This window comes from Microbacterium sp. EB106-03-03-XG65, assembly GCF_058791955.1.
Map to the genome: position 1 here is coordinate 1,460,274 of NZ_JBYTEB010000001.1, position 23,512 is coordinate 1,483,785.

A 23,512-nucleotide genomic window follows, 5' to 3' on the forward strand; every position below is an offset into this window, starting at 1 on the left:
GGTAGACTGGGCGCGTGCTCACGGTCGCCGTTCTCATCTCGGGCACCGGCTCGAACCTTCGCGCCCTCCTCGAGGCCGCTCGTCACCCCGATTTTCCTGCGCGGGTGGTGGTCGTCGGTGCCGACCGCGAAGCCGATGGGCTGGCGCATGCCGAGGAGTTCGGCATTCCGAGCTTCACGGTTCCGTGGCACCAGCACGAGTCCCGCGAGGCATGGGGCGAAGAGCTCGGCCGCCAGCTGGCCGTCTGGAACGCCGACCTCGTCGTGCTCAGCGGCCTGATGCGGCTGCTGCCCGCCGGTCTCGTCGCAGATCTCTCACCGCGCCTGATCAACACGCACCCCGCGTACCTCCCCGAGTTCCCCGGAGCGCACGGCGTCCGCGATGCGCTGGCCGCCGGCGTCTCCGAGACCGGCGCCAGCGTGATCGTCGTCGACGACGGCGTCGACACCGGGCCGATCCTGGCGCAGGAGCGGGTGCCGGTTCTCGATGGCGACACCGAGCACACCCTGCACGAGCGCATCAAGCCCGTCGAACGCCGACTGCTCATCGACGTGGTGCGCCGCATCGCGACCGGCGAGCTGCCGCTGTCCGCAGCATCCTGAACCCATCCACGCACGTCACTCTCGTACGAAGGAGCCCATCATGGCAGGCCCCCGCCACGACCACTCGCTGTACCGCGATCGCGACACCGTCACTGTGCGTCGCGCACTCGTCTCGGTCAGCGACAAGACCGATCTGCTCGTGCTCGCGAAGGCGCTCTCCGACGCCGGCGTGCAGATCGTCTCGACCGGCTCGACCGCGTCGACCATCCGCGACGCCGGATTCGAGGTGACCGACGTCGCCGCCGTCACGGGCGTCGCCGAGATGCTCGACGGCCGCGTCAAGACGCTGCACCCGAAGATCCACGGAGGTCTGCTCGCGGATCTGCGTCTCGAAGACCACGAGCGCCAGCTCGCCGACCTCGACATCGAGCCGTTCGAGCTCGTCGTCGTGAACCTCTATCCGTTCGTCGAGACGGTCGCCTCGGGCGCGGAGGGCGACGATGTGGTCGAGCAGATCGACATCGGCGGCCCTGCGATGGTGCGTGCCGCGGCGAAGAACCACGCCAACGTCGCGATCGTCGTGTCGCCCCAGTCGTACCCGGGCATCATCAGCGCGATCGAGAACGGCGGCACCACCCTCACGCAGCGGCGTGAGCTCGCCGCGCGCGCATTCGCCCACACGGCCGCGTACGACACCGCGGTCGCCGCCTGGTTCGCCGAGGGCACGCTGGGTGATGGCGATGACCTCCCCGCCCACCTGACGATCGAGGCCGAGCGTCTGGCGACGCTGCGCTACGGCGAGAACTCGCACCAGCGTGGCGCGATCTACACCCGCGTCGGCGGCCACGGCATCGCCCAGGCGACTCAGCTGCAGGGCAAGGAGATGTCGTACAACAACTACGTCGATGCGGATGCCGCGCTGCGCGCCGCCTACGACATGGTCAAGCCCGCCGTCGCGATCATCAAGCACGCGAACCCGTGCGGAATCGCGACCACGGCGCCCAACGCCCTCGACCCCATCGCGAGCGCGCACATCCGCGCGCACGAGTGCGATCCGGTGTCGGCCTATGGGGGAGTGATCGCCGCGAACGGCACCGTCACGCTCAAGATGGCTGAGAACCTCAAGGACATCTTCACCGAGGTCATCGTCGCGCCGTCGTTCGAGCCGGCTGCGCTCGAGGTCTTCAAGGCGAAGAAGAACCTGCGCCTGCTGCAGCTGCCGCAGGACTGGCAGCAGGAGCGCATGGACGTGCGTCTGGTCTCGGGCGGGTTGCTGCTGCAGGACGCCGACCGTTTCCCCGACGACATCGTGTCGGTCGCGAAGAACTGGGAGCTCGTGTCGGGCGAGCGCCCGAGCGACGAAGAGATGGAGAACCTCATCTTCGCGTGGAAGGCCTGCCGCGCCGTCAAGTCGAACGCGATCGTGCTCGCGAAGGACAACGCCACGGTGGGCGTCGGCATGGGTCAGGTCAACCGCGTCGATTCGTGCCGCCTCGCGGTCGAGCGGGCCGGCGACCGCGCCGCAGGCTCGGTCGCAGCCTCCGACGCGTTCTTCCCGTTCGCGGACGGCGCCCAGGTGCTCATCGATGCCGGCGTGACGGCGATCGTGCAGCCCGGCGGTTCCGTGCGCGATGAAGAGGTCGTGGATGCGGCGCGCAAGGCCGGCGTCACGATGTTCTTCACCGGAGAGCGCCACTTCTTCCACTGATCGCCCGCCGCGCGCTGCAGAGAGTGGCTGCGGGCGCGGTCCCCACAGCCGTGTCTGATTTCCGCCAGTCGGTGTCGCAGGCTCGTGACAGAGTGGAGGCATGAGCCTCCCCGTGACCGACTTCGACGAGCGGTACCGTGCGATCAACGCGCGGGACACCCGGTTCGACGGGCAGTTCGTGACGGCCGTGCGCTCGACCGGCATCTACTGCCGTCCGAGCTGCCCTGCGCGCACGCCGAAGCCGCAGAACGTCACCTTCTATCCCACCAGCGCCGCAGCGCATGAGGCCGGCTACCGAGCATGCAAGCGCTGCCTGCCGGAGGCCGCCCCTGGGTCGCCCGCGTGGGATCTGCGCAGCGACGTCGCGGCCAGGGCGATGCGTCTGATCGCGTCGGGAGTCGTCGAGCGCGAGGGGGTGCCGGGACTCGCAGCACGACTCGGATACTCCACGCGGCACCTGACGAGGCTTCTCGCAGCCGAGCTGGGGGCAGGACCCCTCGCTCTCGCCAGAGCCCATCGCGCCCACACGGCGCGGATGCTGCTCGTCGGCACCGATATGCCGATCTCCGACGTCGCGTTCTCGGCCGGGTTCGCGAGCATCAGGCAGTGCAACGACACGATTCGCGAGGTCTTCGATCTGACTCCGGGCGAGATCCGGGCCCGCCGGCGCGCGCCGTCGTCGGTCGTCGTGGGCGCGATCGACCTCGTGCTCCCGTACCGTGCACCTCTCGACGTGGCGGGAGTCTTCCGCTGGATGGCCGCGCGCGCGGTCTCGGGGGTCGAAGAAGCCTCGGCCACCTCGTTCTCTCGGCACCTGCGCATGGCCGGCGGGCCCGCCTGGTTCGAGGTGAGTCAGGATTCCGCTGCCCGACTCCACCTGCGCGCGCGAGTGGCCCAGCTCGGCGACCTCGCTCCGCTGGTCGCCACGGTGCGGCGGATCTTCGACCTCGATGCCGATCCGCTCGCGATCGACGAGGCGTTGAGTGCCCATCCCGAGATCGCTCCGCTCATATCCCGCACGCCGGGCATCCGCGTGCCGGGCTCTGCCGACCCGCACGAGATGCTGATCCGCGCGATGATCGGACAGCAGATCACCGTCGTCGCGGCTCGCACGGCTCTCAGCGCGCTGACCGAGGCCCTGGGGGAGCGCACCGAGCACGGACTGCTGTTCCCGACGATGTCGGCGATCGCGGAGCACGGCTCCGCGGTGCTGCGCGGGCCGGCGGCTCGCATCCGTGCGATCGTCGGCGCAGCCGGCGCCCTCGCCGACGGGTTGCTCCCGCTCACGGTCGGCGACGACGGAGCGGAGCAGCGTGCGGCGCTGCTCGCGATGCCCGGCATCGGCCCCTGGACGGCCGACTACGTGCGGATGCGCGTGCTGGGCGATCCCGACATCCTGCTCCCGGGCGATGTCGCTCTGCGCGCCGGAGCCGCAGCCACCGGACTCCCCGGGGATCCCGCACCGCTGGTCGCCTGGGCGGAGCGCGCTGCCCCCTGGCGCAGCTATCTGAGCGCGCACCTCTGGAACGCCGCACCGGTGCGGCCGACCAGGGCGAAGAAGACCGTGACCGTGACCGCGACGACAGCTCGGGAGAAGACCTCATGACCGCACTCATCCAGACCCTCGACACACCCGACGGGCCGTTCACGATCCTCACCGACGATCGGCAGCGAGTGCTCGCCTCGGGGTGGACCGCCGATCACTCGACGATCGTGGGGCGTCTCTCCCCGGCGTCGCAGCCGACGAAGATCGAGGAGGGCGAGATCGAGGCCGCGGTGGCCGTGCGGGCGTTCTATGCCGGAGACCTGTCGGCGATCGACGAGGTCGAGGTGAGCCAGAAGGGCACGGCGTTGCAGCTCGCCGGATGGTCGGCGCTGCGCGGGATCGCGCCGGGGGAGCCGCTGACATACACGTCGTTCGCCGCGCGCCTCGGCAATCCGCGAGCCGTGCGTGCGGCAGCGTCGATCTGCGCGCGCAATGCGCCGGCGCTGTTCGTGCCGTGCCACCGCGTGCTGCGTTCGGACGGCACGCTCGGCGGATTCGCCTGGGGGCTCGAGGTCAAGGAGAGGCTGCTGGGGCGCGAAGCGGAGCGGGTCTGACTCCGCGAACCCGGCCCGACGGCTGCGAGATCTCGCCGGTCTCGCCGAATCGGGAATCTCTCTTGTGCTCAGCTGGTTCACAGGAATAGGCTGGAGGGCTGTCGCGCCGACCGGACGACACCGCCGAGCCCCTGAGGAGGACACCATGACTTCGATCGCCACTGCGCAGATCATCGCTCTCGGCTCGACCCCGGCGCGCCCGCTCGGCTAGAGCCCCCACACGTCTTCGCACCGGATGCCGGAGTTCGACTCCGTTCCCGCATCCGTCACTCGGTAACCGCATTCCATACGAAACTCGTCTGAGAGACATGTCTTCCTCGCCTTCATCGCAGAACGCCTCCCCGTCTTCCTCCCTCTCCACACCCGCCGCGCTGTGGCGCCTCAAGCCCTTCGTCAAGCCCGTCATCTGGCGACTCGCCGGCGGTGCCGCGAGTGCGCTCGTCGCGGCGATCATCGCGCTGATGATCCCCATCGTCCTCGAGCAGATCATCCGCGGCCCCGTGCAGACCGGCGCGATCGAGGCCATCGCCTGGGGAGCGCTCGCCGTCTTCGGCCTCGCCCTCGGTGAGGCGCTCATGGTCTGGCTGCGTCGGCAGTTCGTGCTGAATCCCGCGACGCAGGTCGAATACAAGATGCGCACCGAGCTCTACTCCCGACTGCAGACGCTGCCGGTGTCGTTCCACGACCGCTGGCAGTCGGGGCAGCTGCTGAGCCGCATGATGCAGGACATCGGGCTCATCCGCCGGTGGCTGGCGTTCGGACTCGTGCTGCTCGTCGTCAACGTCCTGACCATCATCATCGGATCGGTGCTGCTGTTCCGCTGGCACTGGCTGCTGGGCGTCATCTTCATCGTCACCGCGATCCCGCTGTGGATCCGCGGCTACATCTTCGAGAAGCGGTACGGCGCGCTCACACGTCGCAGCCAGGATCAGGCCGGCGATCTCGCCACGAGCGTCGAGGAGAGCGTGCACGGCATCCGCGTGCTGAAGGCCTTCGGCAGAGGCAAACACGCACTGAGCCGCTTCAGCCGTCAGGCCGAGACGCTGCGCGAGACCGAGATGAGCAAGGCCGGTGCGATCGCGTCGATCTGGTTCTGGCTCGATCTCATGCCGCAGATCGCGTTCGGGCTCAGCCTGATCTCGGGCATCTGGCTGATCTCGCAGGGTGAGATCGATCAGGCGGAGCTCTTCGCCTTCTTCGCAATGGCCGTCGTGCTGCGTTGGCCGATCGAGTCGATCGGCTTCCTGTTCTCCTTCATGCTCGACGCGCGAACCGCGACCGATCGCGTGTTCGACATCTACTCGGAGACCAACTCGATCACCGACCCGGAGAACCCCGTGCACATCACGGAGCCGCGCGGCGAGCTCGCCTTCGAGGGCGCGCACTTCCGCTATCAGGATGCCGGCGCGAACGAGCGCGACCTGCTCGACGGCATCGACCTGGTGCTGCGACCCGGTGAGACCATGGCGCTGGTCGGGCTGACCGGCAGCGGCAAGACCACTCTGACCACCCTGCCCACGCGCCTGTACGACGTCACGAGCGGACGAGTGACGCTGGACGGCGTGGATGTGCGTGACCTGCCGCTGGCAGAGCTGCGGCAGCACATCGCCATGGCCTTCGAAGACGCGACGCTGTTCTCGGCGACCGTGCGCGAGAACGTGCTGCTCGGCCGAGCCGACCTCGACGTGCACAGCGACGAGGCCGAGCGTGTGCTGCGGGAGGCGCTCGGCGTCGCGCAGGCGGCATTCGTGGACTCGCTCCCCGACGGTGTCGAGACGATCATCGGCGAAGAGGGGCTGAGCCTCTCGGGTGGTCAACGTCAGCGTCTGGCGCTCGCTCGGGCCGTCGCGGCGGCTCCCAAGGTGCTCGTGCTCGACGATCCTCTCTCGGCGCTCGACGTCGACACGGAGGCGCTCGTCGAAGAGGCGCTGCGTCATGTGCTGGCCGACACCACGGCCATGATCGTCGCGCACCGCCCGTCGACCGTGGCTCTCGCCGACCGCGTGGCCCTTCTCGAGGCGGGACGGGTCACGGCGGTCGGAACCCACAGCGAGCTGCTCAAGACGAGCCGTCACTATCGCCACGTCATCTCGAGCCTCGAGGCCGAGGAGGCTGCTCGCACCGGAGCCATCCCGATCATCCGCGACGACGAGGATGAGATCGACGCGACGGTGCGGGAAGGACTCCGCGCCGCCGCCGAGGATGAACCGGCTGGCGCACCCGCACATATCGACGGAGAGAGGGAGGTGCAGCGATGAGCTCCGCCATCACCGGAACACAGGATGAGGACCGCTCCAGCTACACCAAGGAGGAGAGCCGCGCCATCCGGCGTCGTTCTCTGCGCCTGCTGGGTTCGCTCGTACGACCGCTGAAGCCGCGGATCGTGCTGGCGGCGGTCGTGCTGGTGATATCGACGGCGCTGCAGGTCGCGGGCCCCATCCTGATCAGCATCGGCATCGACCGGGCTCTGCCCGCGGTGCTCGACCGGGCCGACTGGATGCCGACCTTCATGATCGGCGGCGTCTACCTGCTCGCGGGTGCCGTTGCTGCGGCGATGATCGCCTGGTACGTGATCATCGCGGCCAAGCTCACCCAGGCCGTGCTTCTGGATCTCCGCAAGCGGATCTTCCTGCACACCCAGCGCCTGAGCCTCGAATTCCACGAGTCCTACACCTCGGGACGCATCATCTCCCGACAGACGAGCGACCTCGACTCGATCAAGGAACTCCTCGACGGGGGGCTGAACGAGCTCGTCTCGGGCGTGCTGTTCGGACTGTTCACGTTCATCGCGCTGTGCGTGTGGGACTGGCAGTCGGGGCTCATCCTGGCGATCGGCGGCATCCCGCTGTTCTTCCTGATGCGCTGGTTCTATTCGCGCTCGCAGCTCGTCTACCGCGAGTCCCGGGTGATCAGCGCCAAGGTGATCGTGCAGTTCGTCGAGACCATGACCGGGATTCGCGCGGTGAAGGCATTCCGTAAGGAGCCTCGGAACGACGCGGCATTCCAGAAGATCGCTGGCGATTACCGCGACGTGAACCGTCGTTCGATGCTGCTGTTCGGCACGTTCGAGCCCGGCCTGATGGGGGTTGCGGCGCTCGTGCTCGGGATCGTCGTGCTGTGGGGCGGCATCCGCGTGTCGGAGGGGGCTCTCACCGTCGGTGTGCTGCTGTCGGCAGTGCTGTACGTGCGCAACTTCTTCGCGCCCATGCAGGAGATCGCGATGTTCCTCAACTCGTACCAGTCGGCCACGGCGGCGCTCGAGAAGGTGTCGGGTGTTCTCGAAGAGGTGCCGACGGTGCCGGATCCCGAGAAGCCGGTCGACCTGTGGGAGTCGCGCGGGCACATCGAATTCGACGAGGTGACCTTCGGTTACAACGGCGACAAGACGATCCTGCCGAACTTCTCGCTCGACATCCCCGCAGGCCAGACGATCGCTCTCGTCGGGACGACTGGGGCCGGCAAGTCGACCCTGGCCAAGCTGATCTCGCGCTTCTACGACCCGTCGGCGGGAGCGGTGACCCTCGACGGGGTGGATCTGCGCACCCTGCACCCGAAGGATCTCCGTCGCGCGATCGTCATGGTGACGCAGGAGGCCTACCTGTTCAGCGGAACGGTGGCCGACAACATCGCCCTCGGAAAGCCCGAGGCGTCGCTCGACGAGATCAGGGCGGCGGCGCGCGCGGTCGGCGCCGACGACTTCATCTCCTCACTGCCCGACGGCTACGGCACCGATGTGAACAAGCGCGGTGGTCGCGTGTCGGCGGGGCAGCGCCAGCTGATCTCGTTCGCGCGTGCCTTCCTCGCGGATCCGGCGGTGCTGATCCTCGACGAGGCCACGGCGTCGCTCGACATCCCCTCGGAGCGGCTCATCCAGGACGCCCTGCAGACCCTTCTGAAGGATCGCACCGCGATCATCATCGCGCACCGTCTCTCGACGGTCGCGATCGCCGATCGGGTGCTCGTGATGGAGCACGGCAGGATCATCGAGGATGACACCCCCGAGACGCTGATCAGTGGAACGGGCAAGTTCGCACAGTTGCACGCCGCGTGGCAGGAGACCCTGGTCTGAGCCGCTCGGCGTGCGAGCCGACCGCCTGAGGACCGAGGCCACGACCGATCATCGGTCGTGGCCTCGGTCGTTCTGCGCCGGGGCGGAGCGGAGCACGGCCGGCGTGGGTAGCATCGAAGTATGGATCCGCTCATGCTCGCCGTCGAGTTGTGGTGGATCGCGCCCGTCGCCGCCGGCGGGGCTGTCGCGGGCGCGGTCGGACTGCGCCGTCGCAGCACGAGGAGCGGGCGTCGACTCGAGTTCGACGCGGCACGACACGACCTCAGGGCGGCGCAGCAGACCGTCGCCGAACGACGTATGGCGGTCAAGCTCGCCAGAGCCGACGTCACGCGCATCTCTGCGGAACGCAGCGCGCGTCGTGCCACGCCCGAACAGGTCGCAGGCGCCAAGAGGATGCTGCGCGCCAAGGAGAACGACGCCAAGGCTGCGGCAGCCGACGTCCGCGCCAAGCAGGTACGACTCAACGCGGCCCGTGCAGCGATCCCCCCGGCTTCAGCGCCGCGCCCGCTCGAGCGACTGCAGGCTCAGCACGAGGCGATCGTGGTGCGCTGGATGCACTACGAGACCGACCCCGGGCTGCAGATCGCGTATCCGGCGATGACCGATGTCAAGCAACCGGCCACGGCGGAGTACCTCCGCGCGGCGGCGCATGCCGTCGAGACCCGCAGGGCCGCCACGGGTCGCGTGAGCGCTCCGGACTTCGCCGCCTACCGTGATGCCGTCGCGGATCTCGAGCGCGCCTTCGAAGCGGCCGAGTATGCGGCGAGGGTGCAGGCCGGCGAGGCGCCGCAGGCGTCCTCGGCCTGGCAGGATGCCGCGCACGACCTCATCACGCGGTCGACCGAGGCGATCGACCGCGCGGCGGACGCGGCAGCATCCGCGTTCGCCGCGTGGAACGACCGCAAGAAGCCCGACCGCCGCTAGCTGCCCTCGACCGGCGCGAGCGGCTCGTGCACGAGAGTCACGAGTTCGTCTTCGCTCACCTCATCCGGGGTGGTCAGGTAGATGTTGAACGCTTTGCCCTCGACCGAGTCTGCGCCGCTCACCCGCAGGCCGTCCGAGACGATGCGCTCGTTGATGAGGTCGTGCGCTGCACTGATCTGGTCGTATGAGCCGCGTACTTCGGCGACCAGGCAGTCGCGTTCCGGCAGATGAAGGATCTCCAACGGCGCGACGACGGACGTGTCTGCGGCGACCGGGAGGAAGATCGAGAGATCGACATCGGTCTCGGTGTACTGGTCATCATGTTCGATCACGCCGCAGGGGCCGATGGGATCGATGGATGCCGAGGCGAGCAGCGGCATCATCCTCTCCCACAGCAGCGCTTCGTGCGAGTACGTCGGGACGGTGCCTCGGAGTGACACGACGGTCATCGCGGGAATGGTCGTGCGGTTCAGGGTCATCGACATGGTGTTGTCTCCTTGATCGAGTAGTCGGGTGATGAGTGATACCCGTCCCTGGGCTGCGTGCTGCTCCTCGACGAGGCTCAGGTGCTGCAGTCGCAGCGCCTGAGTCCACGCCGCGGTGCCGCGGGCAGCGAGGAGGATTCCGATGGCGGAGACGCCGAAGCCGACATCACGCAGATTGCGGATGTCGGCTGCGTCGTTCAGCTGATAGTCGGCGTAGCGCCGGTACCCGCTGGCCGGGTCGATGTCAGCGGGCACCAGGACCCCGTGGGAGTCGTAGTGGCGCAGCATGCGCACCGACAGCCGGCTCAGCGAGCTGAACCGGCCGATCGTCATGAGATTCGTGGTCTCGGCCATGACACCATCGTGCTGTCTGACATGGTGTCAGAGTCAACACTGTGCCAGAAGATGCTCGCATCCGAACGGATCAGGCCCCGATCGTCCGTGTGCGCACGAGGTCGCGATACCAGTGCCCGGAGTCCTTCACCGTGCGCTCGAGCGTGTCGAAGTCGACCCGCACGATGCCGAACCGCTTGGCGTAGCCGTAGCCCCACTCGAAGTTGTCGAGCAGGGACCACACGAAGTAGCCGCGCAGATCGACACCGCGCTGCAGAGCGCGATGCGCGGCCGTGAAATGGCGGCGCAGGTAGTCGGTGCGCTCCGGGTCGGAGACGGACCCGTCTTCGCCGACCTCGTCGTCGAAGGCCGCGCCGTTCTCGGTGACCATCAGAGGCTGCTCGGGGAACTGCTCCGCGAGAGAGACGAGCAGCTCCTCCAGCCCCTCAGGAGCGATGTTCCAGCCCATCGCCGTGTACGGTCCCGGCTGCTCGACGAACTCGACCAGCTGGTCACTGCCCGGCCACGCGGTGCCGCCGGCGGCGCCCTTGTGCCCGTCGTTCTGCTGCTTCGCCGAGACTCCGTCCCACAGCTGCACGGTCGCGGTGGAGTAGTAGTTCACGCCCAGCACATCGATCGGCTGATTCACGGTGGCGAGGTCGCCCTCGCGTACGAAGGACCAATCCGACACGGATGCCGTGTCGTCGAGCAGATCAGCCGGATACTCGCCGCGGAGCATCGGATGGGTGAACGCCCGATTCGCGAGAGCATCGATGCGCCGGGTGGCCTCCGCCGCGCCTTCGCCTCGTCCGCGCAGCACATGGAAGTTGAGCGTGACCGAGTAGTCGGGATCCCCGGTGGAGGTCGCGCGCAGCGCCTGGACCGCGCGCCCATGGGCCAGGTTCAGGTGATGCACCGCCGCGAGCGCGGACGCCGGCTCGTGGCGCCCGGGAGCGTGGCCGCCCTGGCCGTAGCCCAGATACGCGGAGCACCAGGGTTCGTTGAGCGTGGTCCAGGTGTGCACGCGGTCGCCGAGGGCTGCGCCCATCACCTCGGCGTACCTCTCGAAGGCATCGGTGGTCGCTCGGGCGGTCCACCCGCCTTCGTCTTCCAGATACTGCGGCAAGTCCCAGTGGTACAGGGTCGCGACAGGACGGATGCCGCGCTCGAGCAGACCGTCGACCATCCGCGAGTAGAAGTCGACCCCGGCCTGGTTCACCGCCCCCTCGGCGGTCGGCACGATGCGCGGCCAGGCGATCGAGAAGCGGTACGCCTGCAGGCCGAGATCGCTCATGAGATCCAGATCCTGCTCGACGCGGTGATAGTGATCGCACGCGACGTCACCCGTGTCGCCGTTCCACACGGCGCCGGGAGTCTTGCTGAAGGTGTCCCAGATCGACGGCGTGCGTCCGTCTTCTGCTGCGGCTCCTTCGATCTGGTACGACGCCGTGGCCGAACCGAACGTGAAGCCTTCGGGGAACACGAGTCCGGTGCCGCGGTAGTCGTCGGCGGGGGAGAGCGCGGTCATCCGGTCACCTCCGACAGATCGACCGTGTAGACGCGTCGATCGCCATCGGGCGCGGTCACGTCGACCGTCGTGGTGCCGGAGCCGCCGGGGAACACGCGCAGCTGCAGGCCGTCGTGGTAGTCGTAGTCGGGGCGGTCGCTCCGCGCGCCCCACGGCAGCACCGCTCCGGAGCGCACGTAGAGGGGGAGCGAGTCGTACCCGTGCGTCTCCCGGCGCCATCCGCCCCCCGTCACCGTCTCGCCCGTGAGCAGTGAGGTCCACACACCATCGGGCAGATAGAACTCGACCGCTCCGTCGGCGGAGAAGACCGGGGCGACGAGCAGGCTGGAGCCGAGCATGTATTGACGGTCCAGGTATCCGACCGCCGGATCGTGCGGGAACTCCACCTGCATGGGGCGCATCAGAGGGAGGCCCGTGTGCACGGCATCCAGACCCTGCTGATACAGATACGGCATCAGCCGCATCTTCAGCTGCGTGAACCGGCGCGTGACGTCGACGGCCTCTTCGTCGAACATCCACGGCACCCGGTACGAGCTCGAGCCGTGGAAGCGCGAGTGCGAGCCGAGCAGGCCGAACGCGGTCCATCGCTTGAAGACGCCCGCATCCGGGGTGCCTTCGAAGCCGCCGATGTCGTGGCTCCAGAAGGCGAAACCACTGAGGGCCAGCGAGAGCCCGCCGCGCAGCGTCTCCGCCATCGATGCGTAGGTCGACGTCGAGTCGCCGCCCCAGTGCACCGGCATGCTCTGTCCACCGGCCGTCGCCGAGCGGGCGAAGAGCACGGCGTCGTCGGCCCCGCGAGCCTCGACGAGCACGTCGTGCACCGCGCGATTGTAGAGATCGGTGTAGAGGTTGTGCATGCGCTCCGGGTCGGACCCGTCTGCCCAGACGACCTCCGTGGGGATGCGCTCGCCGAAGTCGGTCTTGAAACAGTCGACGCCCTGCGCGATCAGCCGGCGCAGGTGACCCTGGTACCACGCGGTGGCGTCGGGGTTCGTGAAGTCGACGAGGCCCATGCCCGCCTGCCACAGATCCCACTGCCACACGGATCCGTCGGGTCGGGTGACGAGGAACCCGCGATCGGCCGCCTCACGGAAGAGCGGGGAGCGCTGGGCGATGTAGGGGTTGATCCACACGCAGACCCTCAGGTCCTTCTGGTGCAGCCGCGACAGCATGCCCTCGGGGTCGGGGAAGACCCGGGGGTCCCACTCGAAGTCGCACCAGTTGAACTCGCGCATCCAGAAGCAGTCGAAGTGGAACAGGGACACCGGCAGCTCTCGCGCCGCCATCTCATCGATGAACGAGCTGACGGTCTGCTCGTCGTAGTCGGTGGTGAAGCTCGTCGACAGCCACAGGCCGTACGACCACGCCGGCACGACGGGCGGCCGGCCGGTGAGCGCCGTGTATCGTCCGAGCACGTCCTTGGGCGTGGGCCCCGCGATGACGAAGTACTCGAGCACCTCGCCGGAGACGGAGAACTGCACCCGCTCGACGGACTCCGAGCCGATCTCGTACGACACGTGCCCGGGGTCGTTGACCAGCACGCCGTAGCCGCGGTTCGACAGATGGAACGGGATGCTCTTGTACGCCTGTTCGCTGGAGGTGCCGCCGTCGGCGTTCCAGATGTCGACCGACTGGCCGTTCTTGACCAGTGGGCCGAAACGCTCGCCGAGCCCGTAGATCAGCTCGCCGACGCCGAGATCGAGCTGCTCGTGCACGAAAGCCGTTGCGGTGGGAGCAGTGCCGTTCGACCCTGACCCTCCCTGGCGGGCGTTGTCGACGATCCCCGAATCGACCTGCGCGCCGGGGGCGAGTCGCACGTATCCCTGCGCTTTGTGGCCGCTGCCGGTCACCCGGCGCCCGTCGACCTCGAACGAGAGGTTCCACGGCGAGCCGGGCGCGATCCTGGCGACGAGAGCGCCCGCGTCGAGAGTGCCCCCCGCTTCGGAGACGGATGCCGAGGCGGCGGCTGTGCCCGAGCCGGGGAGCCCGAACCCGCCGTGCCATCTCGCGCCCTCGTGGTGCGCGATGCGCACGCGGATCACACCCTCCGCCGGAGACGAGAGAGTGGTCGTCAGCACCGGCCTGTTGAGAGTGTCGCCGCGCTTGGTGATCGTCATGGTCGGCGCAGTGACGACGAGGCCGGGTCCGTCTGGGGTGTCGGTGGTCTCGGCGATGTCGTAGGCCTCCTGCGCATAGAGCGCGGTGACGCCTGGACGCAGCTGCCAGAACCCATCGGTGAACTTCATTACTTGACTGCTCCTGCCGTGATGCCGCGCGTGAGTGTGCGCTGGAAGATGAGGAAGAAGATGAGCGTGGGGATGATGCCCAGCAATGCCGACGCGCTCGTGGTGGTGACGTCCATCAGGCGATCGCCCTGCAGAACGCTGATCGCGACGGGCACGGTCTGGTTGGCGTTCGACGCGAGGAACGTCAGTGGGATGAGGAACTCGTTCCACGTCCAGATGAAGAAGAAGATGAGCAGCACCGAGAGGGTCGGACGACTGATCGGGAAGACCACGCGCCAGAGGATCTGCCATCGGCTCGCTCCGTCGAGCGACGCCGCCTCGAGGATCTCCTTCGGGAAGGTGCCGTAGACCGACGACAGCAGATAGGTCCCGAATGCCGCCTGGATCACCGTGAACACGATGATGACCGACCACACGTTGTCGTACAGACCGACCGATTTGAACATGTAGTACAGCGGGTACAGCAGCGCCTCCTGCGGCAGGAGGTTCGCGAGCAGGAACAGCAGCACGATCCAGCTGCGGCCGCGGACACGACCGATGCCGATCGCGAAGGCGTTGAGCATCGAGATGACGACGGCGAGCACCGAGACGATGCCGGCGATGAAGATCGAGTTCCAGACCTTCTCGGGGAAGTTGACCCGCTCCCAGAAGGTGATGATCCCGCCGAAATCGAGGGTCTCGGGGAACGCGAGCGGTCCCGAGGTCGCGTAGTCGACCGGTGACTTGAACGAGTTGACCAGCACCAGGTAGAACGGTGCGATCACGAGCAGGGCGCCGATCACGACGAGCGCGAGGAGCAGCCAGTCGACCGGGCGCTTCTTGGTCATGCCGCCGCGCGGACGCGCCTTGGTCGGCTTGCCGGTGACGATGGCAGTGGTGGCGTGCATCACAGACCCGCCCTTTCCTTGCGCTCGAGGGAGTTCTGGACGCGGATGAAGATGATCGAGACGATCACCACGACGATCGTGAGGACGGTGGCGATCGTCGCGCCGTAGCCCACGTTCCGCTTGGTGAAGAACTCCTGATACGCGTAGTAGGCCGGCACGAGGGTCGAACCTGCGGGGCCACCGCGCGTGATGATGTAGACCGGGCCGAACACCTTCAGAGCGGCGATCGTGCAGGTCAGGGTGACGACGAAGATCTCGGGGCGGATGATGCTCATCGTGATGGCGGAGAAGCGCTGGAACCAGTTGGCCCCGTCGAGCTCGGCGGCCTCGTAGAGCTCGGGGTCGACGCGCTGGAGAGCGGCCATGAAGACGACGACGGGATAGCCGAGCTGCACCCACACCATGACCACCATGAGCACGATCAGCGCCGAGGGCATCTGGCCGAGCCAGTCGTAGGCCGGGATGCCGAACCAGCTGAGGATCTGGTTGAGCGCGCCGTCGCCACCGGGGCGCACGATCCAGCCGATCACGATGCCGGCGACGGCGATGGGAAGGATCTGCGGGAGGTAGTAGGTGGCTCGCAGGAAGCTTCCGACCTTGCCGCCGAACTTGCGACCGACGACATCGAACAGGAGAGCCGCGACCATGAGGCCGACGATCGTCGGAACGACCACCATGGCGATGATCATCCAGACGGAGTTCTGGAACGAGGTCCAGAAGTCGTCGTCGGTGAGGATCTTCTGCCAGTTCTCGAGCCCGATGAACTCCGGAGCGCGTACTCCCTTCCACTTCGTGAAGGTGAGGTAGACGTTCCAGATGAGCGGGACGATGACGACGACGAGCAGGAGCACGAAGCCGGGGAGCAGGTACAGCCAGTACGCGCCGGTCCCTCCGCGGCGCTGCGGGATCGACGGCTCTTCGGGCGGCAGCTTCGTGCGGCCCTCACGGCGGGTGGCGAGTGACATTTTCATCTCCAGGAGGATGCGGGGGCGGTCCGATCCGGATGCCGCCCCCGCGAATGGATCAACGGAATTCCGCGGTGCCCTCGTCGTACTGCTCGCCGAGGTTCTCGTTGGTGGTCTCGGCGTCCTGCGAGCCGGTGATGAGTCCCTGGAGCTCCTGGACGATCACGTCGTAGAAGCCCGGCGCGGGCCAGTCCGGGTAGAACGAGAGCCCGTCGGCGTCGAGCACGCCGTTGAACGTCTCGATCAGTGCCGCGCTCTTCTCATCGGTGATGTCCGCGGTGTCGGCGGCGACCGGGAGACCGCCGTTGTTGCCGATGATCGCCTGGATCTCGGGCCGCATCGTGATGTCGATGAACTCGTACGCCAGTTCCTTGTTGGCCGCGTTCTCGGGAACGACCCACAGGTTGCCGGAAGAGCCGAGCGACAGGTCGGCGCCGGGGAAGGCGGTCAGCGTCCAGTCGAAGTCGGTCGCCTCGGCGACGAAGCGACCGAACCACCACGAACCCGAGACGAAGATCGGTGCGGTGCCGTTGATGAACGACACTCCGGCGTCCTCCGCCTTGACAGACGACACGTCCGAGGCGATGTACCCCTTGTCGACGTACTCCTTCAGCGTCTCGGTCGCCGCGGTGATCTCGGGCCCCTGCCAGTCGACCGGTTCCTTGTAGAGCTGGTAGTCGTCGACGAAGCCGCGGTCGGCCTCGTTCAGGGCGAGCTGGTACCAGAGCTGTCCCAGCGGGTACTCGGCTCCGGCCTCCGCCAGCGGGGTGACGCCCTGCGCGACGAAGGCGTCGAGCACGCCGACGAACTCCTCGTACGTGGTCGGGATCTCAAGCCCCGCCGCGGCGAACGCGTCCTGGTTGTAATAGACGCCCACGAACTCTCCGTAGTTCGGAACACCGAACCAGGTGTCGCCGCCCATCACGCCGTCTTCGGAGTACTTGGCGGTGGTCTGCAGCGACGGAGCGAGCTTGTCAGCCCAGCCGTACTCGTCGACCGCATCCGAAATGTCGGAGATCAGTCCGGTGGAGGCGAGGAATCCGGCGGTGGCGTTGCCCTTGTTGAACTCCATCAGATCGGGGGCGGCGTCGGTGTCGAGCACCTGGCTCGCGGTCTTCTGGATCTGCTCGAAGGACTTCTCCTCGAACTCGACGGTCGCTCCGGTCTCCTCTTCGAAGATCTCGATCGCCTCGGCCCAGGCCTTGCCCATCGCGCTGTCTGCTCCTTCGTAATGCCAGAGCTTGAGGGTCTGCCCGTCGCCTCCCTCTTCGGAGGATCCTGCGGTGCAGCCGCTGAGCGCGATCCCTGTCGCCGTCAGCGCGGCCAGGGCGGCCAGCGTCTTCGTCCTGCGGATGTCGCGTGCCATCGTCGGCACTCCTTTCTGATGGGCCATGAGGCCGGACACATCGGTGGGTCGTTCTTCTCTTCAGTTGTCACGCGACATCATCGAAGCGTTTCGATGATGCAGATGCGCGTATGCGTCTCCGCCGCTGATCACTCCCGGGCGGGAGCGATCGATCCGGAGGAGTGGTACTCGGGAGGGATGAGGTGGATGCGCGGTGCGGTGCCGGGCCGGTCGAGGTGGGTGTCGGCGAGTTCGACCGCCAGCTCGCACGATCGTGCGGGGATCAGAGGGATCGTGTCGATGGGCGTCGCGAGAGCAGACGTGTCGAACGACGCTGCCGCCGAGATGATCGACACGTCCGTGCCGACCTGCAGCCCGCGCTCGTCGAGGGTGCGCAGAAGGACGTCGTGGACGTCGCCGACCGCGTGCACGATGAATGCGCGGACGCCACGGTCCAGAGCATCTTCGGTCGCCGAGCGGACCGCCGACGGATCGGTCGCGGACGAGCCTGTCGTCACCCACTCGAGAGCGACACCGCGGTCCGCCGCGCGTCCCTCGGCACCTCGGAGGAGGCGTCGGGGGAAGTTCGACTTGCGGTACGAGACCTCGGTCTGTCCGAGCAGGGTCACCCGCGAGTGGCCGGCATCCGCCATCCGATCGACCGCGAGGCCCCCGGCGGACTCGAAGTCGAGGTCGACGCACGTGAGGCCATCGGGGTCGTCGGGGATGCCGATGAACACGGTCGGGGTGCGGACGCTGCGTGCGATGGCCGCCCGCTCGTCGTCCGGGGCCACGTCGAGCACCAGGATGGCGTCGACCAGTCTGCTCGCGGCGACTCGGTTCATGCCGTCGGAAGCCTGCTCGTCGGTGAGGAGCAGGATGTCGTAGCCACGGCGTCGAGCGGCCACGGCTGTGGCGAGCACGAACGCCATGTGCGTCGGGGCATGGGTGTCGGCCCGCAGGGGCTCGGTGAGAGCGAAGATGTGCGTGCGTCGACCCGCGAGCATCCTGGCTCCGGCGTCGGGTTCGTAGCCGAGGTCCCGCGCGGCGCCCTCGATGCGGATCCGGGTCTTCTCCGACACCGGACGCTTTCCGCTCAGCGCGTAGGAGACGGTACTGATCGACACTCCGGCAGCTCTCGCCACCTCGTGGATCGTCGCCATGCTGACTCCATCGTCGCTCGTACCGGGAATTCATCGAAACGCTTCGCTTGCGCGTCTGAGGCGATGATACGCACGGTTCCACGCCGGGCGCAAGCGTTTTGTGGCGGATCGCAACAAAAAGCCTGCGGGGATGTGGGAGCGTTCCCGTGAGTCAGCGGCGATGGCGACGAGGCCTCGATGGGGGAGGGGATTCGAGGCCCCGCCGCCGGTCTAGGAGTCGACGCGGATCTCTGCGATGACCTCGGAGTACTCGGTCTCTCCGACGGGAGTGAATCCGACGCGCAGGAAGAAGGCCTCAGGGCCGTCTTCTCCGGCTTCGTAGATGACGTTGACGTGATCGAAGCCGCGGGCGCGGGCCTCTTCGAGAAGGCTCTCGACCGCGAAACGGCCGACGCCCTTGCCCTGATCGTCTGCGTCGACGTTGACTCGCCAAAGGACCGAGCGGAAGTGCTCCTCGGGGGCCTCTTCGTCGAAGTTCGCGCTGACGAAGCCGACGACCTGATCGCCGTCGAGGACGACTCGCTGCCAGGAGGTCTGAGGGTTGATGACGGTCGCCGCGATGCCGTAGGACACCGGAGCGAGGAACTGCTCCTGTCCGGGCTTCAGCGACAGGTTGTTCACGGCGACGATCGTCGCGGCGGAGAGTTCGACCATGCGCAGTTCGGACATAGTCACAGGCTAGCCCCTCCGCCGGGTGCCTGGTAGAAACCTCGACTTTCGTCAGGGGTCCCTGACCGCGGAATGCCGGAAGTCGATGTGCCGGCCCCACCTCCCGCGGACGTGTCCCGGGGGAGGCTCAGGTATCTTGGTATCGAGACAAATATGCCCTCGCGAACGGAGAACCTCCTGGTGACCGACGACGCCATCATCTACACCTACACGGACGAGGCTCCGGCTCTCGCCACGGCTTCCTTCCTGCCGATCATCAAGGCCTTCACGGGCCAGGCGGGTATCGAGGTCGAGACCCGCGACATCTCGCTCGGAGGACGCATCCTCGCCGCGTTCCCGCAGAAGCTCACGCCCGAGCAGCAGGTCGGCGACTCGCTCGCAGAGCTCGGCGGCCTGGCCACGCTGCCCGAGGCGAACATCATCAAGCTCCCGAACATCTCGGCCTCGATCCCGCAGCTCAAGGGCGCGATCGCCGAGCTGCAGGCGCAGGGGTACGACATCCCCGACTTCCCGGACGAGCCCGCCTCCCTCGAGGAGAAGGACGTCCGCGCACGCTACGACCGCATCAAGGGATCCGCCGTCAACCCGGTGCTCCGTGAAGGCAACAGCGACCGCCGGGCGCCGCTGGCCGTCAAGAACTACGCGACGAAGCACCCGCACCGCAACAAGCCGTTCGCTGAAGGGTCGAAGACCCGCGTCGCGACGCTCGGCCACGACGACTTCAAGCACAACGAGCGCTCCTGGGTCGCCGCCCACGACGACGTCCTGAGCTTCCGCCACACCGCCGCAGACGGCACCGTGACGATCCTCAAGGAGGGGCTCAAGGTCCTGCCGCGCGAGATCATCGACGCCACCTTCCTTTCGGCCGCGCACCTCGATGAGTTCCTCGCCGAGACGCTCGAGACGGCGAAGAACGACGACGTGCTGTACTCGGTGCACCTCAAGGCCACGATGATGAAGGTCAGCGACCCGATCATCTTCGGTCACGTCGTGCGGGTCTTCTTCAAGGACGTGTTCGCCCAGTACGGCGACAAGCTCGCGGCGGCGGGACTCAACCCGAACGACGGTCTCGGCTCGATCCTCGCGGGCCTCGGGTCCATCGCCGACGGCGCCGAGATCGCGGCCGCATTCGATAAGGCGATCGCCGAGGGGCCGCGTCTCTCGTACGTGAACTCCGACAAGGGCACGACAAACCTTCATGTGCCCAGCGACGTGATCGTCGACGCGTCGATGCCCGCTCTCGTCCGCAACGGCGGCAAGCTGTGGGGCAAGGACGGCGGCGAGGCCGACACCCTCGCGGTCATCCCCGACTCGTCGTACGCGAGCGTCTACCAGGCGGTCATCGACGACGTGATCGCCAACGGACCGCTGGATCCCGCCACGATCGGCACCGTGCCGAACGTGGGGCTGATGGCACAGGCGGCCGAGGAGTACGGCAGCCACGACAAGACCTTCGAGATCGCCACGGCCGGCACCGTGCAGGTGCTCGACAGCGAAGGCACCGTGCTGATCGAGCACGAGGTCGGCGCCGGCGACATCTGGCGTGCGACGCAGACGAAGCACATCCCGGTCATGGACTGGGTCAAGCTCGCGGTCTCTCGCGCTCGCGCCACGGGCGTGCCCGCGGTGTTCTGGCTCGACGCGAACCGCTCGCACGACGCCCAGATCATCGCCAAGGTGCACCAGGGGCTCGCAACGCTCGACACCAAGGGGCTCACGATCACGATCCTCGCCCCCGAGGAGGCCACCCGCTACACGCTCGCGCGGATGCGTCACGGCCTCGACACCATCTCGGTGACCGGAAACGTGCTGCGTGACTATCTCACCGACCTGTTCCCGATCCTCGAGGTCGGCACCAGCGCGAAGATGCTGTCGATCGTCCCGCTCCTCGCGGGAGGAGGCCTGTTCGAGACCGGTGCAGGTGGGTCCGCCCCCAAGCACGTGCAGCAGCTCGTCGAGGAGAACTACCTTCGCTGGGACTCTCTGGGTGAGTTCTTCGCACTGGCCGCGTCGCTCGAGCACTTCGCCGACCGCACCGGCAATGAGAAAGCCCGTGTCCTGGCGGAGACGCTCGACGCCGCGACCGGCACCTTCCTCGAGGAGGACCGCTCGCCAGGCCGTGCGCTCGGCACGATCGACAACCGCGGCAGCCACTTCTACCTCGGTCTGTACTGGGCTCAGGAGCTGGCCGACCAGACGAAGGATGCCGAGCTCGCCGCGGCATTCGCGCCTGTCGCAGCCACACTCGCCGAGAACGAGGAGAAGATCGTCTCCGAGCTCAACGCGGTGCAGGGCAAGGCCGTCGAGATCGGCGGCTACTACCGTCCTGACGACGCTCTCGTCACCGCTGTCATGCGCCCGTCCGCGACGCTGAACGGCATCGTCGATGCGCTGAGCTGAGCGACATGCGAGAAGGGGCCGGATGCGAGAGCATCCGGCCCCTTCTTCGTGTCGCGGGCCGCAGCGCTGTGTGCGCCGGGCCCTCGCGGGTCAGTTGTGAACCGAGACTTCCATGCCGATCGGAGACCAGTCGTAGACGAATTTCGCAACGTCGATCGGCATGTTGATGCAGCCGTGGCTGCGCGGGTTGCCGAAGTCGTTGTGCCAGTAGGTGCCGTGGAAACCCTCGTCGCCGTTGAAGTACGTGACCCAGGGCACGTTGGGCGTCTCGGTGATCGATCCGTCGGGCTCACGGCTCTTCATGTTCTGCGACCGCAGGTGTGCGTACACCGTGAAGTTGCCGACATCGGTGGGCGTCGCGGCCTTGCCGGAGGAGATCGACCACGAGCGCACGATGTTGCCGTTCTCGATGAGCGTGGCAGTCTGCGAACCGAGGTCGACGTCGATGCGGCGCGCGAGGTTCACGGATTCGAAAGGAGTCTCCGCGACCTGGATCTGGAAGACGCCATTGCCGCTCTCGAGGTTCGCGGCGGCTTCGGCGGCCAGGTTCGAGGTGTCTCCGACCGCTCGCCCGGTGACACCCGCGGTCTCGACGCGCAGGATCTCGCCGGAGGAGTTCACGATGTTCGTCGCGTTCACCGGTGCGCGGTCGACGATTCCTGCGAGGCCGTCGACCGTCGCCTGGATCGCCGCCGCATCCGCCACGATGCGCAGCTCGCCGCCGTCGTCGACGACGCTCACCCAGGTCGACACCGTCGCCGGGTCGATGGGCACTGTGCGCTCCTCGCCGATGTAGAACCCGACGGAACCGAGCATCTGATTCATCGACGCCGCGACTGCCGTCGCATCCTCGTCGGTCACCGCGGGCGCGGCCTCAGCGGGTCCCGCGGGGAACTCCAGGCTCTTCCCGCCCTCGGCGACCGCATCGGCGATCGCCGCAGTGAGGGCATCCACATCCACAGCCGTTCCGGGGGCGGAGGGTGTGATGGTGAAGGCGCCGGCGGTGCCGTCGTAGACGACTCCGGCGTCGACCGGCTCCTCGAAGCTCGACGGCACGGCCTCGCGAAGAGTCGCGTCTGCGGTGGCGGCATCGAGGGTGATGTCTCCCGGCACGGGGTCTCCCGACCATGCCCCGATGTTCCAGAGCGGGCGCTCAGCGAACGCCTGGTCGGCCAGAGCCGCGGAATCGATGCTCGCCCCGAGCTCCGCACCGCTGAGCACGACGTCGCCGTCGGCGCCGGTCAGCGTGATCTCGGTGGTCTCGACGTGCGCGTCGATGGCGTCGGCGGCAGCGCCCGGCGTCATCCAGCCCACGGGAATGCCCGCGACCGTCGTGCCGGGGGCGATCAGGATCATCGACGCGGCGCCTGCGCCGAGCGCCACGACACCGACACCGAGGCCGATCCACAGCCCGAGACGCTTCTTCTTCGGTGTGGGTTCGATCGGTGCCCATGCGACCGGAGCATCCCCGTCGCTGGGGGGAAGCGAGTCAGTCGGTGCGTCAGCACCACCGCTCGGTGGCGTGGCGGAATCGAGACCTGCGCCCGAGGTCGGTACCTCATTCAGCTTCGCGGTCTTCGCATCGTCAGCTGAGATCAGATCGGTCACGAACTTCACCCCCCGGTTCTCACGTGGCCTGTATATCGCTAATCGTACGGGATCGGATGTAACGGGGAGGCAACGGTCGTGATATAGAGCGCGCGGAGCCGCTGGCGTCAGTCGGTGACGACCGCGAGTCCGTCGATCTCGACGAGCATCTCCTCCCGGGGGAGGCCGGTGAAGACGGTCGTACGCGAGGGGAGGACGTCGCTCGTGGTGTGGGCGGTCACGAACTCGCCGTACGCCTCGTTCATGATCGGGAAGTCTTCGCGCTTGGTGAGGTAGACCCGCAGCATCACGACGTCGTCGAAGGTAGCGCCCGACGCCTCGACGATCGCCTTCACGTTCTCGAGGGTGCGCGTCGTCTGCGCGGCGACATCACCCGGGAAGAGGTACTCGTTCGTCTGGGGGTCGACCGGGCCCTGGCCGGAGACCTGGACGATCGGGCCCTTGCGCACTCCCTGCGAGAAAGTGTGGGCGGGCGCGGGGGCGGCGGTGGTCGAAACGCGGGTCTTCGCAGTCATACCGACAGCCTAGTAGCCTTGTTAG

The 23,512-nt window shown here is 67.6% G+C and carries 18 protein-coding genes; 8 read left to right on the forward strand and 10 right to left on the reverse strand.

Going from position 1 to position 23,512, the window contains the following annotated elements; translation table 11 throughout:
* The first annotated feature begins 14 nt into the window (after nucleotides 1-14).
* From purN to AC3WS6_RS06905, 7 genes are all read left to right on the forward strand, one after another.
* Complete coding sequence (gene purN / locus AC3WS6_RS06875; RefSeq protein ID WP_492500299.1) at nucleotides 15-602, forward strand: phosphoribosylglycinamide formyltransferase; 588 nt, start codon at nucleotides 15-17, stop codon at nucleotides 600-602.
* Nucleotides 603-642: 40 nt separating this feature from the next.
* A complete protein-coding gene (gene purH, locus AC3WS6_RS06880) occupies nucleotides 643-2,250 on the forward strand; it encodes a bifunctional phosphoribosylaminoimidazolecarboxamide formyltransferase/IMP cyclohydrolase (protein WP_492500300.1) in 1,608 nt (535 codons plus the stop codon).
* Between the two features lie 100 nt (nucleotides 2,251-2,350).
* Nucleotides 2,351-3,856 (forward strand): DNA-3-methyladenine glycosylase 2 family protein, encoded by a 1,506-nt coding sequence (locus AC3WS6_RS06885; protein ID WP_492500301.1) that lies wholly within the window; start codon nucleotides 2,351-2,353, stop codon nucleotides 3,854-3,856.
* Nucleotides 3,853-4,350 carry a methylated-DNA--[protein]-cysteine S-methyltransferase gene (locus AC3WS6_RS06890; RefSeq protein WP_492500302.1) on the forward strand — a complete coding sequence of 166 codons (498 nt, stop codon included), beginning with the start codon at nucleotides 3,853-3,855 and terminating at the stop codon, nucleotides 4,348-4,350. Before AC3WS6_RS06885 ends, AC3WS6_RS06890 begins: the two co-directional genes overlap by 4 nt.
* 308 nt (nucleotides 4,351-4,658) lie before the next feature.
* Nucleotides 4,659-6,608, forward strand: a complete 1,950-nt coding sequence (locus tag AC3WS6_RS06895; protein WP_492500303.1) for an ABC transporter ATP-binding protein — start codon at nucleotides 4,659-4,661, stop codon at nucleotides 6,606-6,608.
* The gene (locus AC3WS6_RS06900; protein WP_492500304.1) at nucleotides 6,605-8,419 is read left to right on the forward strand and encodes an ABC transporter ATP-binding protein; all 1,815 of its coding nucleotides are present in this window, start codon (nucleotides 6,605-6,607) and stop codon (nucleotides 8,417-8,419) included. The genes AC3WS6_RS06895 and AC3WS6_RS06900 overlap by 4 nt, the downstream gene beginning before the upstream one ends.
* A gap of 120 nt (nucleotides 8,420-8,539) precedes the next feature.
* Nucleotides 8,540-9,343 (forward strand): hypothetical protein, encoded by an 804-nt coding sequence (locus AC3WS6_RS06905; protein ID WP_492500305.1) that lies wholly within the window; start codon nucleotides 8,540-8,542, stop codon nucleotides 9,341-9,343.
* Here AC3WS6_RS06905 and AC3WS6_RS06910 read toward each other — a convergent pair.
* The 8 genes from AC3WS6_RS06910 to AC3WS6_RS06945 form a co-directional block, all read right to left on the reverse strand.
* Complete coding sequence (locus tag AC3WS6_RS06910) at nucleotides 9,340-10,182, reverse strand: MerR family transcriptional regulator (RefSeq protein ID WP_492500306.1); 843 nt, start codon at nucleotides 10,180-10,182, stop codon at nucleotides 9,340-9,342. The two genes, AC3WS6_RS06905 and AC3WS6_RS06910, sit on opposite strands and share 4 nt — an antisense overlap.
* 70 nt (nucleotides 10,183-10,252) lie before the next feature.
* On the reverse strand, nucleotides 10,253-11,689 hold the full coding sequence (locus AC3WS6_RS06915) for a GH1 family beta-glucosidase (protein ID WP_492500307.1): 1,437 nt from the start codon (nucleotides 11,687-11,689) through the stop codon (nucleotides 10,253-10,255).
* Nucleotides 11,686-13,935: an alpha-xylosidase gene (gene yicI / locus AC3WS6_RS06920; protein WP_492500308.1), complete on the reverse strand. Its 2,250-nt coding sequence runs from the start codon at nucleotides 13,933-13,935 to the stop codon at nucleotides 11,686-11,688. Before yicI ends, AC3WS6_RS06915 begins: the two co-directional genes overlap by 4 nt.
* Nucleotides 13,935-14,822, reverse strand: a complete 888-nt coding sequence (locus AC3WS6_RS06925; protein WP_492500309.1) for a carbohydrate ABC transporter permease — start codon at nucleotides 14,820-14,822, stop codon at nucleotides 13,935-13,937. Before AC3WS6_RS06925 ends, yicI begins: the two co-directional genes overlap by 1 nt.
* Nucleotides 14,822-15,787: a carbohydrate ABC transporter permease gene (locus AC3WS6_RS06930; protein WP_492500310.1), complete on the reverse strand. Its 966-nt coding sequence runs from the start codon at nucleotides 15,785-15,787 to the stop codon at nucleotides 14,822-14,824. The genes AC3WS6_RS06925 and AC3WS6_RS06930 overlap by 1 nt, the downstream gene beginning before the upstream one ends.
* Nucleotides 15,788-15,845: 58 nt before the next feature.
* Nucleotides 15,846-17,153, reverse strand: coding sequence for an ABC transporter substrate-binding protein (locus tag AC3WS6_RS06935; protein ID WP_492500311.1), 1,308 nt, complete (start codon nucleotides 17,151-17,153; stop codon nucleotides 15,846-15,848).
* Between the two features lie 128 nt (nucleotides 17,154-17,281).
* Complete coding sequence (locus tag AC3WS6_RS06940; RefSeq protein WP_492500312.1) at nucleotides 17,282-18,295, reverse strand: LacI family DNA-binding transcriptional regulator; 1,014 nt, start codon at nucleotides 18,293-18,295, stop codon at nucleotides 17,282-17,284.
* A gap of 210 nt (nucleotides 18,296-18,505) precedes the next feature.
* Nucleotides 18,506-18,964 (reverse strand): GNAT family N-acetyltransferase, encoded by a 459-nt coding sequence (locus AC3WS6_RS06945; RefSeq protein ID WP_492500313.1) that lies wholly within the window; start codon nucleotides 18,962-18,964, stop codon nucleotides 18,506-18,508.
* A 180-nt stretch (nucleotides 18,965-19,144) separates the two neighbouring features.
* Between AC3WS6_RS06945 and AC3WS6_RS06950 the strand changes: the two genes are divergently transcribed.
* On the forward strand, nucleotides 19,145-21,364 hold the full coding sequence (locus tag AC3WS6_RS06950) for an NADP-dependent isocitrate dehydrogenase (RefSeq protein ID WP_492501462.1): 2,220 nt from the start codon (nucleotides 19,145-19,147) through the stop codon (nucleotides 21,362-21,364).
* Nucleotides 21,365-21,454: 90 nt separating this feature from the next.
* On the opposite strand, the gene AC3WS6_RS06955 is transcribed toward AC3WS6_RS06950, so the two are convergent.
* Nucleotides 21,455-22,981 (reverse strand): L,D-transpeptidase family protein, encoded by a 1,527-nt coding sequence (locus tag AC3WS6_RS06955; RefSeq protein WP_492500314.1) that lies wholly within the window; start codon nucleotides 22,979-22,981, stop codon nucleotides 21,455-21,457.
* Between the two features lie 98 nt (nucleotides 22,982-23,079).
* The gene (locus AC3WS6_RS06960; protein WP_492500315.1) at nucleotides 23,080-23,487 is read right to left on the reverse strand and encodes a RidA family protein; all 408 of its coding nucleotides are present in this window, start codon (nucleotides 23,485-23,487) and stop codon (nucleotides 23,080-23,082) included.
* Nucleotides 23,488-23,512 lie beyond the last annotated feature (25 nt).

Excerpts from the sequence above, each read along its gene's own strand:
- purH (WP_492500300.1), top strand. The coding sequence starts at position 643 with ATGGCAGGCCCCCGCCACGACCACTCGCTGTACCGCGATCGCGACACC.
- AC3WS6_RS06885 (WP_492500301.1), top strand. The coding sequence starts at position 2,351 with ATGAGCCTCCCCGTGACCGACTTCGACGAGCGGTACCGTGCGATCAAC.
- AC3WS6_RS06890 (WP_492500302.1), top strand. The coding sequence starts at position 3,853 with ATGACCGCACTCATCCAGACCCTCGACACACCCGACGGGCCGTTCACG.
- AC3WS6_RS06895 (WP_492500303.1), top strand. The coding sequence starts at position 4,659 with ATGTCTTCCTCGCCTTCATCGCAGAACGCCTCCCCGTCTTCCTCCCTC.
- AC3WS6_RS06900 (WP_492500304.1), top strand. The coding sequence starts at position 6,605 with ATGAGCTCCGCCATCACCGGAACACAGGATGAGGACCGCTCCAGCTAC.
- AC3WS6_RS06905 (WP_492500305.1), top strand. The coding sequence starts at position 8,540 with ATGGATCCGCTCATGCTCGCCGTCGAGTTGTGGTGGATCGCGCCCGTC.
- AC3WS6_RS06910 (WP_492500306.1), bottom strand. The coding sequence starts at position 10,182 with ATGGCCGAGACCACGAATCTCATGACGATCGGCCGGTTCAGCTCGCTG.
- AC3WS6_RS06915 (WP_492500307.1), bottom strand. The coding sequence starts at position 11,689 with ATGACCGCGCTCTCCCCCGCCGACGACTACCGCGGCACCGGACTCGTG.
- yicI (WP_492500308.1), bottom strand. The coding sequence starts at position 13,935 with ATGAAGTTCACCGATGGGTTCTGGCAGCTGCGTCCAGGCGTCACCGCG.
- AC3WS6_RS06925 (WP_492500309.1), bottom strand. The coding sequence starts at position 14,822 with ATGCACGCCACCACTGCCATCGTCACCGGCAAGCCGACCAAGGCGCGT.
- AC3WS6_RS06930 (WP_492500310.1), bottom strand. The coding sequence starts at position 15,787 with ATGTCACTCGCCACCCGCCGTGAGGGCCGCACGAAGCTGCCGCCCGAA.
- AC3WS6_RS06935 (WP_492500311.1), bottom strand. The coding sequence starts at position 17,153 with ATGGCACGCGACATCCGCAGGACGAAGACGCTGGCCGCCCTGGCCGCG.
- AC3WS6_RS06940 (WP_492500312.1), bottom strand. The coding sequence starts at position 18,295 with ATGGCGACGATCCACGAGGTGGCGAGAGCTGCCGGAGTGTCGATCAGT.
- AC3WS6_RS06945 (WP_492500313.1), bottom strand. The coding sequence starts at position 18,964 with ATGTCCGAACTGCGCATGGTCGAACTCTCCGCCGCGACGATCGTCGCC.
- AC3WS6_RS06960 (WP_492500315.1), bottom strand. The coding sequence starts at position 23,487 with ATGACTGCGAAGACCCGCGTTTCGACCACCGCCGCCCCCGCGCCCGCC.